This is a genomic window from Paenibacillus oceani, assembly GCF_014705615.1.
GTDB lineage: Bacteria > Bacillota > Bacilli > Paenibacillales > NBRC-103111 > Paenibacillus_AB > Paenibacillus_AB oceani.
This window is the reverse complement of the sequence record NZ_JACXJA010000010.1, coordinates 199194-217856: the sequence shown is the minus strand read 5'-3', so window position 1 is coordinate 217856 and position 18663 is coordinate 199194. Positions and strand designations below refer to the sequence as shown.

The following is an 18663-nucleotide window of genomic DNA, read 5'->3' as shown; positions in this document are numbered from 1 at the left end:
GATTGAAATGTGCACCCTCAGATTAGCATGGATGAATGGTGCAGAGTATGTGCGTACGATAACCATTGTTTGACGATCGATAACCAACTCCTCTGTTATCATGGATGTTCATAACTTTCCATCCGTGTGCCGGCGGAAATAACGATCATAAAAGAGGAGAGTGAACGGTGCATGCGGAGATACGATGGAGACGGTCCGGCGGCTGATGATGAACGCGGTCTGCAAACGGGTTGGTCAAACGGAGGAAAGCTGGCGGCCTTCGCGGTCGCGCCCCGTACGTTTCGCATCCGGGCAAAGGCTCACGGAGATTTTACCGAATCGACGCTTCATCGATACGGCATCTTGCGGAAGACGGGCCGGACCGTCGCAGTGGAGACGGAAGAAACGGAGTGCTCGTTCACCATACGTACCGAACAGGCTAGCCTGCACATCGGGAGTACCGACGGACCGATCACGTTTCGGGGTTCGGGCAAGGAACGTTTGCCGCTTACGATGTCGGCCCTGACGATCGGCGCGGAGGGGGGATTTGATATCCGCTTTGCCTTGACGGAGGGGGAACGGCTCTACGGCTTGGGGAATGCCGTACCTGATCGGCTTCAACTGCGCGGCAGCCGAACTGTCCTGTCGGCCACGCCAGACGGATGCCCGGTACCGGTTCCTTTCGTAATGAGCAGCGGCGGTTGGGCTTTATTGATCAATACGACATGGCCGCAAGCCTTCGATCTGGGCCATACGAATCCGGACGAGATGAGGATCACTGCTGAAGAAGGGGAGCTTGATCTTTATGTATTCGGCGGAGACGATTACCGGGAGTTGTTGGAGCGGTACACGGATATAGCCGGCAAGCCCAGGCTGCTGCCGATCTGGGCGTACGGTTTGGCCTATATTCGCGACATGACGACCCATGATCGGGAGTTGCTGGATGACGTACTGAAGTTCCGGCAGGAAGGCATCCCATGCGATCTCATCGGTCTAGGCAGCGGCTGGAACGATACAGGCAACGGGGAAGCGACGGATATGCGGTGGCATTCGACGCGTTTTTCCGCGCCGACAGGCGGTCAGGACCGCTCGTTTACGTTTATGGACATGCTGCAGCGGCATGGCTTCAAGCTCGGCCTGCTGATGCACTGCATCAACTATGATCTGACAGCGTATGCGGAAGTTTCTGTGAGCCAAGCAGCCGGAAGCGGTACTGATGTCGAGCCGGAGCCATGGTATGCTCATTTGCGCCCGTTCGCCGAAGAGGGGGTCGCGTCCTTTCGCTACTCCTCCTACAGTCAGATGAGCATGGAAACGGAACGGTACCGGAAGTGGACAAATGGCATGAAAGACCGCGAGCTGTGCAATTTGTATCCGGTACTGCTGGTCAAGCAAACTTATGACGGATATGTGGAGCAAACGGGGAAAAGACCGTTTATCCATTGTGTTTCAGGGTATACCGGCATCCAGCAGTTTACCGCTTTGGAATCGGGCCGATACAACAGCGGCGTCGTGGCGGTCGTTCAGGCGCTAAGCATGGGTTTGTCGGGTCATGCGCACACCGCTTCCCATATTAACGTGGATATGCGCGAAAGCATCCATGCCGGTTTTTTGCAGCCCTGGTCGTTTATCAATAGCGGCAGCTACTTCCGGAATCCGTGCGTTCTGGAAAAACCTCTCCGGGATATGTTCCGCAAATATGCCAGGTTGAGGTACCGGCTGCTGCCATACGTGTATGCAACGGCGCACGTTGCCGCTCGTACGGGAATGCCGATTGCCAGAGCGATGCCGCTTATGTTTCCGGACGACCCGCATTGCGGAGAATTGCGTCAGCAGTACATGCTGGGACCGTTTTTGCTGGTAGCTGTTTTTACCGATCGCGTTTACTTGCCCGAAGGCCGTTGGATCAACTATTGGACGGGCGAAACGTTGGAAGGCGGACAGACGGTTTCTTGCACAATCCCTGATGAGGCGGGGGGGCCTTTGTTTGTACGCGAAGGCGCGATTTTACCGTTGTGGCCGGAAATCGAATACGTGGGGCAGACGGAGATTACACGCATGACGCTGCATATTTATCCGGGAGAGCGCAGTCGGTTTACGATAGTTGAGGATGACGGGATAACGCTGGCCCAGGAGCATGGCCATATGGCCACTACAGAAGTTTCCTGCGAGTCGGAAGCCGGACAGATCACGGTGATAATCGGGCCTCGAACCGGATCGTATGCCGGAATGCCGGACAAGCGGAGCTACGAGCTGTCTGTATTCACCGGCGGCCGACCAGCCGGTATCGAACTGAACGGGATGCCGCTGCCGGAAAAGGGGGGCAAGGCGAAGTCGCGATCCGGATGGCGATATATCCGACATAGCCGATGCGTTCAGCTGGAGGTTACGGATGCTGCGCGGACGGGAGCGAAGGTGAAGGTGAGCCTGGTCGATCCGGCTGCAAGTCTGCCGGAAAGGGGGGAAGCGGTAGCTGCCGTGTCGGGAGCCGCTGCTGACGAGGAATTGATTATAGGCTTGGAGACAACGGACAAGGAAGCGTTCGGCATGTTGCTCTCGAACTGGTGGAATCAAGCAGGAGACGACTGGCGGCTGCGCCTGCTGCACGGCTGCTCCTTGCTCATCAACTATGTAAACCGTCGTGGGTGGGCGGCTTCGGAGGTGTGGGGCAAAGACTTGGAGCCTGTTTACACGATGCATCGAATCCGGGCTCCGGCTCAGGGACTCGCTTTGCTCAGCCGCCTTGCCTGGCGGATCATGGACTTTGCGCGTCCTCCGGCCGGCGCCGACATGCACCCCGTGATCCGGCAGGCGCTGGCGATCGTGGAGACCGAGCTGAAGCAAAAGCTTTCTTTGCAGCAGGTCGCCAAGCGAACCAATATGCATCCGTTTTATTTGAGCCGTCTGTTCAAGCGGCAAGTCGGGCAACCGTTCTCCAGTTACGTTCTGATGCAGCGGATGAACCGGGCCCGATCGTATCTGGAATCCGGCATGAAAGTGTACGAAGCGGCTGCCGAAAGCGGCTTTCAGGATACGAGCCACTTTTCGAGAGTGTTTGCAAAGTATTGGGGCTCCCCGCCCGAGACGTTCAAACGCGGCAGATAACGTTCATTCGTGAACCGCAAGGAGCTGTCTCGAAAGGGGAGAGCAACATGTGGTAAGATATGGAATAGAGGAGGGGATTTATCATGGAGCTTCAGGAAATCAGGCAACACTTAAAAGAAACGAGAGACGGTTTGCTGGAAATGATTAAAGATCTGAGTGAAGAGCAATTAAACAAACGGAAAGATCCCCGCAGCTGGAGTATCGGCCAGGTGTGCCAGCACTTGAGTAGGACAGAGGAATTGTACGTGATGGCAATAAAGAAAGCGTTAAAGAGTAATGAGGATTCACCCGTAGAAAATAAACCGTTACAATTTATGCTGGATCGGAGTCATAAATGGGAAGCCCCCGACATTGCCAGACCGACCGATGAAATCGTGCGAGCCGAATCGATCATTGAAAAGCTGCACTATTCCCGAGAAAGGTTGAATGAACTATTAAACGCAGTAGAAGATCCGTCCTTGCTGAACCGAAGACATTTTACACATCCGGTCTTCAAAGAGATGTTGTTGTCGGACTGGGTCAGATCGCTGTATTTACATGAACTAAGGCATATGGAACAAATCAAAGAGGGGCTTTCTCTGTAGAGGCAGCCATAGCATTTTATCGGAATATGTTCACAGCCATATCAGATTTTTAAAGGGAATTATTCATTTTGATGAGCGCCAAGTTGGAAAAGAAACTATTGATGAGCGATGTATCTGAATAATTGTTCAGCAAATCCATCTGGTCCTTGAATCCCAAGGACTTTTTTTTGTTCTTTGAATAAGAAACTCCAAAGGGTATAATGCATTATATTCAAATAATCAAATATTTAAATCGGAAGAAGTTTTTTTATATAAACGGAAAGGTGTGATTGCATGTCTGGTATGCAAGAGTTGGTATGCTCTACAACAAAACAAAAAGTAATCGAGGTCGGTCTTGACTTTCTCCAAGGGGTAGGGGCAGATCATATCTGTCGAGTTTGTATTGCTGGCGGTAGTTCCTGCTGCTCGGGTTGCCGCTCGATCAAACATGGTTTCGGTTGTCAAAAACGGAATACAAGCTGCACGGCATGGCTGTGCGGGTTCCTAAAGTTTATCTTCTACAAAGCGGGCTTCATCCACGAGTGGAAACAATTCTGGGATCAAGTACCAGGACAAGATTATCGGGAAGACTTCACACCTCCTTATTTTCCTGTTCGCATGTGGTTGGAGAAACCGAATATTCGTTTTTTATCCGAAGCTTTTGCGGAAGATTTAGAGGAGTTGAATCCTTACCATAATGTGTTCTGGCTCATTGAAATGAAAGAGACGCTCGATCGGCATATCGATAACCTTATGAAATGTTCCGATCCGAAAGTCAAAAGAAAAATCGAGAAAAAAATTAATTTTTTGACCAAAGATTTTCGACGTTTTCATCTGGCAGCAGAACAACTTGTCAAATGATGCACTGAAAGTGCCGATAGTTGCATGTGACCAGGGTGGGTCCAGCCCAGCTCGATGCGCAGGTCTAACTGCTGTTCCCACCGTCGATCAGTGCACCGGGCCTGACCTCATTCATGCATCGAGCAGGCAGTCGCGTGCTTGAGCAATTCCGCAGATGTACAAAATCCAGCGAAGCGGCGGGGTTTTTGATTCCCTCGTGATCTAATTGATCCGATGGTAATCTCTCATTCCGTGTATGCGAGAAAGCAAAAAAGTGGTTTTCAGTCAAAGTCGATCATGAACATCAGATACTGCACCTGAAACGGGTTAAGTGCAGTTTTGTTTTAATATTGACGGGATCATACGAACCGCACAACTCTAGCGATGTCTGAATTTCCCCGCCCTGTAGTCTCTCGGGGACATACTCTCCATTTTATGGAACACTCGACTGAAATAGAGCTGGTTGTCGTATCCGATGAGATGAGAAATTTCCTTTATGCTTAACGAGGTGTTTAAAAGCATGTCCTTGGCTTTATCCATCCGGATCTGGGTCAAGTAACATAGGACCGAACTGCCGGTTTGCTCCTTGAATTTATGCATGACCCGGTTCGGACTCAAACCACATTGTTTTGCAATGTCCGCTACGGTCCATTTTTTGGTGCAATCTGCATGCATTTCAGTCATAATTTGCAAGATGGACGGGTCTTTTACATAAGCTTCGGGCTTCTGCACGAGACTCGCCTTTCTTCCGAATAACGACATCAACAACATGGTGTACGAATCGACGGCGGATTGATACAGCGGCGCTTTGATTTGAAGCTCAACCATGATTTTTTTGTACAGTTCGATCACTTGCGGATCTACTCCGACACGATATAACCGCTTTTTGGAAAGTCCAACCGTCTCAAGTAACGGGAGCGCCCCGTATCCGGAAAAATGAATCCAGTACAGCTCTGGTGAATTCTTGCCAGAATAGGCATACTCCTGTCTTTCATCCGGATGGAATACCACAATCTGCCCCTCGGCTGCCTCGGTCTGTCGGCCATCTATCCAAAAATGGCCCGTTCCTTTCAGCATATAAATCACTTGAAAGTCTGGCCGTCCATGTTCCCTCAGCTTTTTGACATTTTTCGTCATGAATTTTTCATATCCGCAGGAGTTAACCGTGAAGTAATGATCATTGCCGCTGCTGGACAGATCCGCGATATTGGAGCCATTAAAACCTGATAACGTAATCATGAGCCTATGACTGCGGCCTGCGAGGTGCATGTTCGCTTCACAATCCACACCTCCCTTTTTAGCTAAACATAACACAATTATGTATGTATTCAACATGAATGTTCATATATTCGACCGGCAATATACTATATACTCTCAGTGAGAGATTAGATTGTCGTTGTTATTCTGCATAACATTTAGAACGGATTGGGCGGAACACCAGAAAGGGGGGGAGCGAGGAGTAAGCCAGTGTTGCTTCCTGCGATGACGGCTTTCCGTAAAGCGCGCTTCGACACAGCTTAGTTTTGGAACTACTGTTAGGAAATAAATAAAAAAACAGCTTGTTTTGTAAGCGTTAACACCCCGTTTTGATATTCTACAAAAGGATGGTGTTTCCAAGATGAAAGAAAAGCCCGCTTTTCTGAAGAGCCTCTTGTTTTTGCTGACGTTGGCAGCCGTGCTTGGGGCCTGTAACGGAAAGCCGCATACCGTAGCGGAAGGAGACAGTCCACAATCCGGACAGGCAGATTCGGACAACGACTCCCGAACAATGCCGAATGCTCCCGGCTCCAAAAACGAAAAAGGAGATCCTGTGGAAATTGTGTTCTATACCAATAACGGCGACTCCGAAGCAAGCTTTGACTACCGGTTTGGTGACCTGATTCGCCAGAAGTTCCCTGACTTTTCCATCAAGTATATCCCGAGAACCCAAGGAACCAATCTGGATGAATTGCTTGCCAACAAAACGCGGTTTGATATTTTTTTTCAGTCGATTGGCAACTTCGAGGAATGGGCATTTCCCTACGGCATTGAATACGACATGTCTGAGCTGATCAACAAGCATCAGGTCGATCTGAATCGTTTTGAGCCGACGATCATCGAAGCGATGAGGCAGGCTTCGGGAGGCAAACTATTCGGGCTTCCGGTGCAAACGAATAACTTGGTTTTGTATTACAACAAGGATCTATTCGATAAATTCGGGGTTGAATACCCCGGAGACGGGATGACGTGGGAAGAGATGGTCAAGCTGTCGCTCCGGCTATCCCGCAACGACGGCAACCGGCAGTATTTGGGATACGTTCATTCTCCGGCGCACACGATTCGCATGAATCCGATGTCGATCCCCAATGTCGATCCCCAAACCAATAAACCAACCATTTATAAAGATGAGCGCTGGAAAACGTTCTACGAAACTTACTTCAAAAGTCCGACAACCGGGTCCGGTTATACGGATCTGTTGACCCAAACCGGAACGGTTCCTAACAATAATAATGCTTTTGTCAAAGATCAAAACGCTGCCATGATGATGTATCTGTCGAGTCTGATCTACGTGTGGGAGGAACAACTGAAAGCCGTAAACTGGGATATCGTCTCCCTGCCCACGGTAAAACCCGGGATTGGCTCACAATCGTACCCGTCTTATTTCGGGATTACGAAGATGGCCAAACATAAGGACGCTGCGATGGAAGTGCTCAAGTTCATGGTTTCCGACGAGTTCCAATCCAATTTGGCCCGCAAAGGCATTATGCCCGTCCTGAACAAGGAACCAATCAAACAGGAGTTTGGCAAGGACTCTCCTTACCGCGATCGGAATATGAAAGCTGTATTTTACAATGATTTCGCACCGATTCCGGAAAGGGCGCCTTATGATGCCAAGATCGTAAACGCGTACAGCTCCTTCTTCACCCAAGCAAATGTCGGGAAATTGGATATCAATAGCGCTTTGCTGCAAGCGGAGGAACAAGCGAACATCGCGATCGAGGAATACAAAAAGAATCAGTAGTCCTGTATAGGGAGGCTATTGGAATGAAGAAATTTCGACACAGAAGCTTTCAAGGCGCATGTGTATTTCTGTTTATATTCATGATTGGCTTGTTGGCCAACATCACAATCGCCGGCACCCGGGAAGTCTATGCCGCCGGCAATACTTACTATGTCGCTCCCACGGGCAACGATGCCCATCCAGGTACGGAGACGTCGCCATGGAAAACGCTTAAGAAGGCCGCAGCAACGCTTCAGGCCGGCGATACCGCGATCTTTGAGGATGGCGTGTACATGAGCACTCAAACGAGGTTTACGAACAGCGGAGCGGAACATGCGCCGATTACGATTAAAGCGAGGAATAAACAGAAGGCGAAGCTATTATTTTCCAATTTGACTACAACATCCAAAATCGTGTTGACGAATAAGCAGTACATCTCCATCTTCGATTTTGAAATCACCCAGGAAGTTAGTGGAACAACAAGCGGGGATATATTCATCGACATGAGCGACTGCTCTCACTGTATCGTCAGCGGAAACTCTATTCACGGCGCCGGTGGAAAAGCTGTGCAAGCACTAAAAGGCGAGCGGATTGAGGTGGTCGGCAACGAAATATACGATTTTGTCAACTTCGGCGTCGTATTGGCGAATATTGACCGGCCGATCATCGCAGACAACGAGATTCGCGAGGTCAGTGCCGCCATTCTAGTGCCGGCCGGCACGCGCAGCGTCCAAATCTCCAATAACCGCATACGTGCAATCGACAAGGTGATGAAGAACGGAATTATACTAGGCGGGAGCTATCCTCCTTCGGTAGCGTATGACACCTACGGGTATCAAGCTTATCATGCGGTTGCCTGGAACAACACCCTAGTTGCGGAACAGCCGGGGATGATCGATACGGCGTTCGCGTTTATCGGGAGCGTGGACAGCGCTGTTTATCATAACATCGTCGTTGATGCCAAATACGCGGTAAGCTTCGCTAATGGGGGAGGAGCGACAACCGGATGGGCGCCGGTCCCGACTTCTTCGACATTTGCCAACAATATTTTTTCGGGCTGCACCGGAAATGCCATTCACATGGTACACCCGCCCATCCATCTTGCGCACGATTACAATTTGTACTACAACTGTACAAATGCGCCTGTTGAGCCAAACGGCGTCTACGAGGCTCCGCTGCTGACTGATCCGTACCATGACTGGTATCTGAGGGAAGACAGTCCGGCGGCCGGTACAGGAACGGCTCTACACGTTAACGGTTTTTACGGTGAGCCGATAGACGTCGATCTGGACGCTAACGGGAATGTCCGAACAGAACCTGTGCATATGGGGATTTATGCCAATACAGTACCGAAGGTGGGAGAGATTTTGTACACAGAGCAGTTTGAATATGGAGACGGCGCTTGGACTGTGCAGACGGGAACGATGGAAATTGTAGAAGAAACACCTGGAGGCAACCATGTATTTACAGACCCGAACGCGACTTCGAGCAGCGGCATTTCACGCGCTTACTCAGGGTCTATGAATTGGGTAAGTTATCAGATGAACACAAAAGTGAATTTCGTTCAGTCTTATAATCCGTCAGGCTGGTTAACGTTGTATGCCCGGTATACCGATGTCAATCACTATTACTTGTTGGAGATCCGGCCGGAGAAAGACTACATCGGACTGAAAAAAAAGGTTGCTGGCGTCGTTACCCCACTGGAGGAGAAGGAGTGGCATCCGTCAATCGGGGTATGGACCGATGTGCGTCTGGTTATAAATGGAGCTTCGATTCAGGTGTACTTAAACGGCAAGCTGGAATTGGCCGGTTCGGACGGGCAACTGCAGAACGGAGGAATCGCAGCGGCGGTTTACCAGGCGGATATACAGATCGACGATATAAGTGTAGCGAGAATCGATGCGCCCGCGGGGGCGGGCGATCCCGAATCCGGCACCGTGCCGGGCGAGACATACTACGTTTCTCCACGGGGCTCCGATATGAACCCCGGTACCGAAGATAAGCCGTGGAAGACGATGGCTAAGGCTGCCCGTATGGCGCAGCGAGGGAACACGGTTATTTTTGAGGACGGCGACTATATCGAGTTTAGCCCGGCCGTTTTCAAGCAAGGCGGCACCGCAGACGAACGCATTGTATTCAAGGCGCGCAACAAACATCAAGCGGTTATTCAGTATCGGAATTTACCATCCTCCAAAGTGATTTTGACGGGCACCCCTTATATTACGCTGAAAGATTTTGAAATAACGCAGGATCAGCGCGGAACGACTACGTCGGATATTTTCATCCAAGTGCTCGAAGGTTCTAATCACGTTCATATTATCGGCAACAAAATTCACAATGCGTTCGAAGAAGGGGTGAAAGGATATCTCGTTTCTGGTTATTTGGTCGAGGGAAACATCATCTACGATATGGGGCATGAAGGCATTGATTTCGTCAACGTCAAGTCCAGCACGATTCGAAATAATGAGATTTATGACGTTGGACGGGTCGGGCTATTGGCCAAAGGCGGCTCGTCGGATATTGAGGTGTACAACAACTACATCCATAACCACAATGTGAACATGGCTGAAGGCGCGATCTATATGGGGGGATCAACCGGCTATGCCTGGACTCGCGATCCCAGCGTAAACGGCTATGAAGCTTGGAACATGGTCGCATACAATAATGTCATTGTGGCCGATACACTGAACGGGTTACCCAGTATCAACAACGGCATTGGCTTTGTGGGCTCCAAAGACAGTGCGGCTTACAACAATATCGTGATCGGCACGAGGAACGGCATTTTCTTGTACAGCCCTCGAAGCACTCAGCCTCAGGTCGGTTGGGACTGGGACCCGGACAACTTAAATCCGGTGTTTATGAACAATATCGTCATGAATGCGACCGACCATGCCGTCAATGCGGCCGGTACGAAGCAGCCGGTTAATATGGTCCACGATTATAACCTGTACGTTAACAATGCGAACTTGCCTGCTCAGCAAGAACCAAACGGTGTATATGCAGATCCGGAATTCGTCAACTTGGCCGAAGGAAACTGGCATCTGCAAGCAGGAAGCCCAGCGATCGGTGCCGGCAAAGCGATCCCGGAGTTTGTGTTGATGGATGGACAGTCCATCGATATTTCATCCGATTATGATAGCAACCCCAGAGGAAACGTATGGGATATGGGGATCTACAAGAACGGGACGCATTAATCGCACATCCAATATCTCCTTTGCCGGATAAAAGGCTGGCACCTGAATGTGCTGCTTGCCGGAACGGTCGATGAATGATGGCAGAAGAGACACAGAAAAGGATGGACGGCGGGCGAGTCTGCCGCTTTCGTCCTGAATACCGTTTATGGCTCTGGTGAAGATGAAACATGCATGTCATCTGAATACCGCTTCTCGTGTCGTCCATTGTCAATGCAACGCTGATCCAGGCAGGTACGCCGGGAGAGCTGTTCTTCGTCTGCGAAGAACTTACGATTTTTCGAACTAAAAAACAACAAAAAGACGACTACGATTCCACTTATTGGGAGGATAGTCGTCTTTTTGTATTAATTCTCTTGTTTTAAACGTATCATTGATTTTGCCAGCGTCTGTATCCTTCTCCTCCATATTGAAGAGCATTGCCAGTGGAGAGCCTGGAGCAATGTTCCAGTAGTGTTCCAGTCGCTGATTGCATCAGTAAGCGGTTGTTAGTGGAACGGTTATTAAGGGAACAAATGGATGATACAATACGTGGTGATAGCTGTAAACTGCATTGGAGGTAGTATATGTGAAAAAAACACTATTTTTTTTAACCTGTTTAAGTTTATTTATTTTATTGACAGGTTGCAGCTCTCCCCCTACGCTAACGGTTACTGCAGATAAGAAAAAAATCGATACTGTAAAGGGAAGTTATTGTTGGTCCAGCTTATTTTCTGAGAAGTGCGTTGATACTATTGAACCCTCCGAATTATTGAAAAAGAAGAAAAACGATCCAGTTGTCCTGCATAAGGCTACGACATTAAATTTTAAGTTTGAGGAAGAGCCCCAAACAGTGGAGGTGCGAATCGAACAATCTAATGCAAGCAGCACATCTGCATCTGTAAAGTTGGAGGATAACCAACTAACACTGCCACAAGAAAACGGGACTTATCTGTACATTGTTTTCTCCAAACATGCCAAGGGGACTGTGACCCACCTTTTTACGATAAATGTAGAATAACTGGCTGTACAATCCTGTACAATTTCAGTAGAAGTAAGAACAGATTTGAATATCCGTTGTCCAAAAATCAAAACCAGTCTAACACTACGTTGCAGTGCCAGACTGGTTTTCTATTTAACGCATGCTGCTAGCTTAAGCCGTTCCACGCGATTTTTTTCTGACCAGAAAGAAATAAGCGAGCATCGCTGCGGCGCTCGTCAATAAAATAATTACGCCCAGCGGAACGGCAGTGTCTTCACCCGCGATGCCGACCAGCGGGGAAACGACTGCTCCCAGCAAGAAGGGAATGACCCCGAGCAGCGCAGCGGCGCTCCCTGCCATCCGACTCTGGCTCTCCATCGCAAGCGGGAAAGCCGCGGTTGATGTAATGCCGATTGCCGCTACGAAGAAAAACAACGGAATCACTAATGCATAAAGAGGGCCGTGAACGAGGGCCACTACCAAGACAGCGACGCTTGCCAGACAGGCTAGCCATAGGCCGAACAACAAAAAGGTTTGTTCGGATACGCGATGCGCCATCCGCCCGACCAGTTGGGAACCGATGATCAGGCTGATGCCGTTCGACCCGAACAACAGAGCGAATACGGTCGGTGAGGCCCCATAAATGTTTTGATAAATAAAGGGCGTTCCCGAAACGTACGCGAAAACCCCAGCGATCATAATGCCCTGTGCCAGCATATAGCCGACAAACTGGCGATCCCGCAAGAGCGAACCGTAGTTCCGCAACTGCTCTACGAAATTGCTGGGCCTGCGGCGATCGGGGGGCAAAGTCTCCTGCAGCTGCCATTTGGTCATCGTCAACAGGTAGATTCCCAGCAGGGCCAGCGCTAGAAATACGCCGATCCAGGTGGTGAAGGAAAGAATCCCGCTACCGGTAACCGGCGCTACGAGCGGACCCAAATTACCGACAAGCAAGAGCATCGAGAAAAATTTGGTAAGCTCGTGACCGCTGTACAGGTCGCGTGCGATCGCGCGGGAAATGACAATGCCCGCGGAAGCGGCAAAACCTTGCACGAACCGGAAGGCGATCAGGAGCCCGATATTCGGCGAGAATGCGCAAGCTAACGAGGCGGCCACATAAACGGCCATAGAGATAAGCAGCGGATAACGTCTGCCATAAACGTCGCTCAGCGAACCCATGACGAGCTGGCCGATGCCAAGTCCGAGCAAACAAGCGGTCAGGCTGAGCTGCACCAGCGAAGCAGTCGTATCGAATTGCTTCACAATCTCCGGAAACGCCGGTAAATACATATCGATCGTAAAAGGCCCGAGTGTCGAAAATAATCCGAGCAGTAAAACCAGTCTAACCACATGCTGATTGTTCTTGTTGTTCATAATAAAGCGAATCTCCTATTCTTCATTCCATATCCGAAACTCTTATTCTCTTATTTGCCGAATTCGGAGCTGCACAAGGGAGCCGGAAGCCGGCTTGTACGATTCCGAGACGAGAGTCTGTTTTTCATCCTATCACAACTGTGCGGATTCCGACAACCGATGTAGGGGGGGCGAGCTGAATGGCAATCTGCGTTTTTTCCGCACCGGCCATCATCCCTCCATCTTTTAAATTGCATGCGAAACCGCCGAATTAGGGGGATTTTCGACTTTCTGTGCTAATATTATGCAGTTTTTGTTGAGAACGACTATAATAGTATAAGTTTGGTTCGATCAGTTCCTTAACATCCATATCGTGGGGGAGGAGATTCGTATTGACCTGTATTTGATTCTTTTTGGTGTAGGGATTCTGCTCGTGGTATTAGCCATGTTCCATGTGGACTTGGGAGACTACATCGGTATTGAAACGTTGACCCTTGCATGCTGTTTCATGTCATTTGGAGCTTGTGGTTACATAACCCGCAACTGGATCATCGCAGCGGTGTTTGCTATCATTTTCACAATTGCCGTTCATTTCTTAGTGGTAGTCAAACTCCGCAAGATGCAGAACTCCAATGGAGCTTCTGAGGCCAGTTTGGTCGGCATGAGTGCAATCGTAACGGTCCCGATCTCGGAAACAGGCGTAGGTGAGATTTACTTCCCAAGGGGGATTTCTGTATCCAATCAACCCGCCAGCAGTTTCGACAAGGTCGCGATACCTAGCGGCAGGAAGGTCCACGTCATTGATGTGAAAGACGGCATTTGCCTGGTAAGTAAAATAATAGATCTGGACGAGGAGGAATAATTCTATGTTTGAGTTAAGCAGCACACTGATTCTTGGCGGTATCGGGGTAGCCGTATTAATCGTGGCGGTATTGGTATTTATTAACCGCTACCGTACGGTTTCTTCCAACGAAGCGATGATCGTCACAGGGAACATGCTCGGTTCGAGGAACATCGTCGAATCGGAGAACCAAAACGGCGGTCGGATCAAGATCATCAAAGGCGGCGGCGCGCTCGTTCTGCCAGTCGTGCAGGTTGAAAAGCGTCTGAGCTTGAAATCTCACATGATTGAGGTCAAAACTCCTGAGGTGTACACAGAAGAAGGCGTTCCGGTTCAGGTGGACGCGACAGCTCTCATTAAGGTTGGCAGTATGATCGAGGATATCGCCAAAGCAGCCGAGCGTTACCTGGATAAGTCCGATGAAGTTCTGAAGCTCGAAGCGGGCGAGGTGCTTGAAGGTCACCTCCGTTCCATTCTCGGTTCGATGACGGTAGAGGAAATCTACAAAAACCGCGATAAATTTGCTCAAGACGTACAGGCGGTTGCCGTGGTTGACTTGAAGAAAATGGGCCTTGCCATCGACTCCTTCACAATCAAAGACGTTCGCGATAAACACGAGTACCTTGCTTCTCTTGGTAAACCTCGGATTGCGCAGGTGAAGCGTGATGCTGACATTGCCGAAGCGGAAGCTCTGCAGCAAGCCCGGGTTAAAAAGGCGGAGGCTGAGCAAATTGCCCGCCAGGCCGAGCTTGAGCGTGAAGCGAAAATTGAAGAAGCTACTAAAGACCGCAACCTGAAAGTGTCGCAGTTTAAAGAAGAGTCGGACAAAGCGAAAGCGAAGGCGGACGTTGCCTACTCGGTGCAAAAAGCGGTTTCCGACCGCGAAGCTGTCGAGGCGGAGATGCAAGTGCAAAAGATCAAGCTTGAGCGCGAGACGGAACTCGCTGAAAAGCAAGTTGCCCTTACGACCCAAAAGCTCGAGGCGGAAGTCAAGGTTAAAGCCGACGCCGAGGTTTACGAGCGTTCGCAAAAAGCCGAAGCCGCCAAAATCGAGCAGGAGCGTCAAGCTGAGGCTGATGCGACGAAACGCCGTCTGCAAGCGGAAGCGGAATCCAAGGCGAAAGAGCTGGAAGGGAAAGCCGAAGCCGAAGTGACCAAGGCGAAAGGTCTTGCAGAAGCCGCTTCTACACGTGAAAAAGGTTCTGCTGAAGCTGACGTAGCTCAGCGTCTGGCGCAAGTCGAAGTCGAGAAGGAAATGGGTCTTGCCGACGCCGCGCTGAAATTGGGTCAACTGCGTTATGTCGAGCTGATCACGGCTGTTCTGCCTGAAGTTGCAGGTAAGATTGCGGAGCCTATGGCAAGCATCGATAAGCTGACGATCATCGATGCGAACGGCAACGGTGAAGCTGGAAGCGGTATGGGGAAAATCACGAGCCAAGTGACGAACCTCATGAAATTTCTGCCGGAAGTGGTAAATGACATGACGGGGATCAAGCTGGGTGACGTTCTGGCCCACATGACCAACGGCCGTGTCGGTCAAACGGGCGAATTCGACCCGAACAGCATCGCTCAGCTCTTGAAGCAGGCTAAAGGCGTTGATCCTCAAGTTCTTTCACTTCTTCTGCAAAGCGCTGGTATCAGCGGTCTGACGGGTACAAACTCCGCACCTGTAATGGAAACGTCCAGCAGTGCCGCTGCGGAATCTTCCTCCGAAACGGAAGAGGTTACTGAACTCGGGGAGAATGCTTTCCCGGAGAACGACAAGTAGATCCTAGCAAGACGGTAAGAGAGTAGTGCGGTTCCACGCCGGCTGCTCTCTTTTTTGTGGGTTCCTCCAGATTGCGGCAAGTCGCTTCACGTGGGCGGCCGTTTTGACGTTCTGACCTGCTTCAAGCGAGTGAGGCGCTGAATAAGGGCGGTTGGTACCCTTTATTTTGTCCGAAACTCGTCTGGCTGGGGAAATAAGAGCGGTTTGAAGCTGCTAAAATCGGCAAAACGGGTGCAGACACGGCCAGTTGGTTGAAATAAGAGGTACAAATCGCCTTTATTCGTTCCTATCATCTCCATATTTCGGAAATAGAGGGGGCGAAAGACTCTTATGATGGGATAGAGACGGTACGTATGATCTTGTTCAGCCGACGCTGTGCTGTCGTACAATTCGTGGACGACCGAATGGTTCTCCTCCGAATCGAGCGAAGCGATTATCGCTCTCGACGCGGCGGGCGAGGCGGCCGGCTACGCCATTTACAGCAAAACCCTGTCGATGCCGATATTTTCAGCGTATTGGGCATTCCAGATCGCTGCATCCTGGTTGCGGCCGGGACGGCATCCGCTTGTACGGCATCGTCGACGGCACATGCATCGGCAATACGATACAGCAGTTGTCCCCCGGCTTTGCGGGCGCAAAGCCGAACTACAACGTGTACGGCATCGCCGTCACGCGGCTTCATGGCAGCACGTGCGTGCCTGATCCGAATCTGACGATCGGCCGGCCGTCGGCCTTCAACCATGTCAAGGGGGCAACGACATGGAAGTCGCTGGATACCCACGGGGGGCGCAATATCCGGTTCATCGGCAACGTGACGCGGGGATCGTATATCGCCATCGGCATCGACGAGGGCGGCTCCAACGATACGAACGGCAAGGCTCCGCCGCGTAATATCGTATGCATCGGCAACGAGCTGATCCTGGAGCCGTCGGACCAGCGGCCATTACCGCCTTCAGCCCGGGCGGAACGGACGATCTGATCGTGGGGAAGGACAACGCCTTCTACGGAGCGATGAACGCCAAGGTGAACACAGCGGCCAACGAAGCAGGAGGGTCGTGGTTTCTGACGCCGGTCGCCTATGGGCATTTCCGCGTGAACGGCACCGATGCGATCCTGAAGGCGGGAAAGGGGATTGCTTCCGTAACGAGAGCCGGTACCGGCTTGGTCGATATCGTCCTTGGCGAATCGTTGAGCTCGGCGGACAGCATCGTCCCGCAAATTACGGCAAGAGGCGGCGCGGCATTGGTCTATTCGGTCGTATCTTCCGCCGCGAACGGTTTTCGGGTGCGGATTGCCAATCCGGGCGATACTCCGGTTGATAGCGACTTTTATGTTACGGTGCTTGGCAATTAAGGTTTTGGAAAGCCGTTCGCACCGGCGGGTATCGTCAGCTTTTCCAAGGCAAGCTTGCTCGTTAAGCCCTGTTCGGATTGATCATTCCTTAGGAATGCATCCGCCCGACGTGGCTGTTCATGTTGTCGCTGGGAGTAAACTGTCACAGTGCCTTGTGATGAAACAAAATATATGCACAAATGAAATAATCATGCATGTTCGGGCGATGATCGCCTCTATATAATGAAATGAAAGTTATGGATCAGCGATATTCCCTTTCAATACAACCATCATGATGAGAAGAAAGAAGGGACCCGTATGCAGGATCATGTCAAAAGAGAACAAATGAAAACGCAGGTGCTCGTCCTGGGCGGCGGCGCCGGGGGGATTGGAGCGGCGATCGCGGCGGCGCGCGAAGGCGCGGAAACCGTTCTGGTGGACCGGCAAGGCTTTTTAGGCGGAAATATGACGATTGGTTTGCCTTTATTGGCTTTTTTGGACGCCGGGGGACGGCAGGTGACCGGCGGGCTGCCCCAGGAGATCGTGGACCGTCTGATCGAACTGGACGGTTCGTTCGGCCACCGGGCATGCCCCTTGCACAATTCAACGACGGTGATTGACCCGAATCTAATGAAAATCGTACTCTTCGAAAAAGTAAAAAAATACGGGGTGCGTCCGCTGCTCCATTGCGAAATTATCGGAACCACCGTCAAGAACGGCGAGCTACAATCGGTTATTGTGAAGGGCAAAGGCAAAGAAATCGAGCTGTTTGCCGACGTATTTGTCGATGCGACGGGGGACGGCGACGTTGCGTTTATGGCGGGAGCCGAATATGAAAAGGGGCAGTATGCGAACGGCGAGACGCAGCCCCCCACCTTAATGTTTACGGTCGGAGGCTTCGAGCTGGAGCGGTTTATGAATTTTCTGGAGGAACACCCGGAAGAGCTCAAGCACGGGTCCTCGATGAAAATACGTCCAGGATATACGGCGGAATTTCTGCGGGCCAGCGAAAATCATGTGTTCGTAGGATTAAAAAATACGATATCCCGGCTGAGGCAAGAAGGGAAATGCCCGATTGATCGTGATACGATTATTTATATCAACTTGCCGCGGGAAGGGCATATCGCTTTAAACTGTATTCGCATTCTGAACTTTGACGGCACCCGGATCGAGGAGCTGAGCCGGGGCGAGGTGGAGTCGCATTTGCAGATCCTCCCCCTCATCCGTATGCTGAAAGAGCATATCCCCGGCTTTGAACATATTTATTTGTCCTCCATCGCGCCGTTTCTGGGCATCCGCGAAACCCGCCGGATCAAAGGCATGCAGATGATACGCGAAGACGCGGCGGTGCAAGGAATCATTCCCGAAGACACGATCGCTTTAGGATCGTATATTATCGATATTCACAGCGGCTCGGGGGATTCGACACTGATCCGTTCGCTTGCCGGCCCTTATGGCATCACCTACGGAGCGACGATTTCCAAAGACATCAAGCGGCTCATGTTAAGCGGCAGGTGCATCAGCGTGGACCCGGTCGTATTCGGTTCCTCCCGGGTGATGCCTACTTGTATGGCCATAGGCGAAGGGGTGGGCATCGGGGCCGCGATAGCGGCGAAGCAAAATATCACGCCCGAAGAGGTGGATGTGCAAACGATCCGGCAAAAGCTGCGGGAGCACGGGGCGATCCTATCTTTGGACGGGCACGGGTAACCGTGGCTCCGGCCAGGCGGAAGCAGACTGAAGGAGCGGA

The 18663-nt window shown here is 51.0% G+C and carries 13 protein-coding genes; 11 read left to right on the top strand and 2 right to left on the bottom strand.

Annotated elements, in window-relative coordinates:
- Window positions 1-171 precede the first annotated feature (171 nt).
- From IDH45_RS10360 to IDH45_RS10350, 3 genes are all read left to right on the top strand, one after another.
- On the top strand, window positions 172-3084 hold the full coding sequence (locus IDH45_RS10360; protein ID WP_190927202.1) for a TIM-barrel domain-containing protein: 2913 nt from the start codon (window positions 172-174) through the stop codon (window positions 3082-3084).
- Window positions 3085-3167: 83 nt separating this feature from the next.
- Window positions 3168-3668, top strand: a complete 501-nt coding sequence (locus tag IDH45_RS10355) for a DinB family protein (RefSeq protein WP_190927200.1) — start codon at window positions 3168-3170, stop codon at window positions 3666-3668.
- Between the two features lie 273 nt (window positions 3669-3941).
- Window positions 3942-4508, top strand: a complete 567-nt coding sequence (locus IDH45_RS10350) for a hypothetical protein (protein WP_190927198.1) — start codon at window positions 3942-3944, stop codon at window positions 4506-4508.
- 357 nt (window positions 4509-4865) lie between these two features.
- Here the strand turns inward: IDH45_RS10350 and IDH45_RS10345 are convergent, their stop codons facing one another.
- The gene (locus IDH45_RS10345; protein WP_190927196.1) at window positions 4866-5726 is read right to left on the bottom strand and encodes an AraC family transcriptional regulator; all 861 of its coding nucleotides are present in this window, start codon (window positions 5724-5726) and stop codon (window positions 4866-4868) included.
- A gap of 379 nt (window positions 5727-6105) precedes the next feature.
- Between IDH45_RS10345 and IDH45_RS10340 the strand changes: the two genes are divergently transcribed.
- From IDH45_RS10340 to IDH45_RS10330, 3 genes are all read left to right on the top strand, one after another.
- A complete protein-coding gene (locus IDH45_RS10340) occupies window positions 6106-7488 on the top strand; it encodes an ABC transporter substrate-binding protein (protein WP_190927194.1) in 1383 nt (460 codons plus the stop codon).
- A 23-nt stretch (window positions 7489-7511) separates the two neighbouring features.
- A complete protein-coding gene (locus IDH45_RS10335; RefSeq protein WP_190927192.1) occupies window positions 7512-10661 on the top strand; it encodes a right-handed parallel beta-helix repeat-containing protein in 3150 nt (1049 codons plus the stop codon).
- A 565-nt stretch (window positions 10662-11226) separates the two neighbouring features.
- Window positions 11227-11658, top strand: coding sequence for a hypothetical protein (locus IDH45_RS10330; protein WP_190927190.1), 432 nt, complete (start codon window positions 11227-11229; stop codon window positions 11656-11658).
- Between the two features lie 132 nt (window positions 11659-11790).
- On the opposite strand, the gene IDH45_RS10325 is transcribed toward IDH45_RS10330, so the two are convergent.
- Window positions 11791-12993, bottom strand: a complete 1203-nt coding sequence (locus IDH45_RS10325; RefSeq protein WP_190927189.1) for a multidrug effflux MFS transporter — start codon at window positions 12991-12993, stop codon at window positions 11791-11793.
- Window positions 12994-13345: 352 nt separating this feature from the next.
- On the opposite strand from IDH45_RS10325, the gene IDH45_RS10320 reads away from it, so the two are divergent.
- From IDH45_RS10320 to IDH45_RS10300, 5 genes are all read left to right on the top strand, one after another.
- On the top strand, window positions 13346-13834 hold the full coding sequence (locus tag IDH45_RS10320) for an NfeD family protein (protein WP_190927188.1): 489 nt from the start codon (window positions 13346-13348) through the stop codon (window positions 13832-13834).
- Between the two features lie 4 nt (window positions 13835-13838).
- Window positions 13839-15581: an SPFH domain-containing protein gene (locus IDH45_RS10315; RefSeq protein WP_190927186.1), complete on the top strand. Its 1743-nt coding sequence runs from the start codon at window positions 13839-13841 to the stop codon at window positions 15579-15581.
- A gap of 565 nt (window positions 15582-16146) precedes the next feature.
- Window positions 16147-16560 carry a hypothetical protein gene (locus tag IDH45_RS10310; RefSeq protein WP_190927184.1) on the top strand — a complete coding sequence of 138 codons (414 nt, stop codon included), beginning with the start codon at window positions 16147-16149 and terminating at the stop codon, window positions 16558-16560.
- 2 nt (window positions 16561-16562) lie between these two features.
- Complete coding sequence (locus IDH45_RS10305) at window positions 16563-16934, top strand: hypothetical protein (RefSeq protein WP_190927182.1); 372 nt, start codon at window positions 16563-16565, stop codon at window positions 16932-16934.
- Window positions 16935-17231: 297 nt separating this feature from the next.
- Window positions 17232-18623 carry an FAD-dependent oxidoreductase gene (locus tag IDH45_RS10300; protein ID WP_190927180.1) on the top strand — a complete coding sequence of 464 codons (1392 nt, stop codon included), beginning with the start codon at window positions 17232-17234 and terminating at the stop codon, window positions 18621-18623.
- Window positions 18624-18663 lie beyond the last annotated feature (40 nt).

What these genes read in the sequence shown, in the direction of transcription:
- IDH45_RS10360 (WP_190927202.1), top strand. Translation starts at nt 172, where the DNA reads ATGCGGAGATACGATGGAGACGGTCCGGCGGCTGATGATGAACGCGGT.
- IDH45_RS10355 (WP_190927200.1), top strand. Translation starts at nt 3,168, where the DNA reads ATGGAGCTTCAGGAAATCAGGCAACACTTAAAAGAAACGAGAGACGGT.
- IDH45_RS10350 (WP_190927198.1), top strand. Translation starts at nt 3,942, where the DNA reads ATGTCTGGTATGCAAGAGTTGGTATGCTCTACAACAAAACAAAAAGTA.
- IDH45_RS10345 (WP_190927196.1), bottom strand. Translation starts at nt 5,726, where the DNA reads ATGATTACGTTATCAGGTTTTAATGGCTCCAATATCGCGGATCTGTCC.
- IDH45_RS10340 (WP_190927194.1), top strand. Translation starts at nt 6,106, where the DNA reads ATGAAAGAAAAGCCCGCTTTTCTGAAGAGCCTCTTGTTTTTGCTGACG.
- IDH45_RS10335 (WP_190927192.1), top strand. Translation starts at nt 7,512, where the DNA reads ATGAAGAAATTTCGACACAGAAGCTTTCAAGGCGCATGTGTATTTCTG.
- IDH45_RS10325 (WP_190927189.1), bottom strand. Translation starts at nt 12,993, where the DNA reads ATGAACAACAAGAACAATCAGCATGTGGTTAGACTGGTTTTACTGCTC.
- IDH45_RS10315 (WP_190927186.1), top strand. Translation starts at nt 13,839, where the DNA reads ATGTTTGAGTTAAGCAGCACACTGATTCTTGGCGGTATCGGGGTAGCC.
- IDH45_RS10300 (WP_190927180.1), top strand. Translation starts at nt 17,232, where the DNA reads ATGCAGGATCATGTCAAAAGAGAACAAATGAAAACGCAGGTGCTCGTC.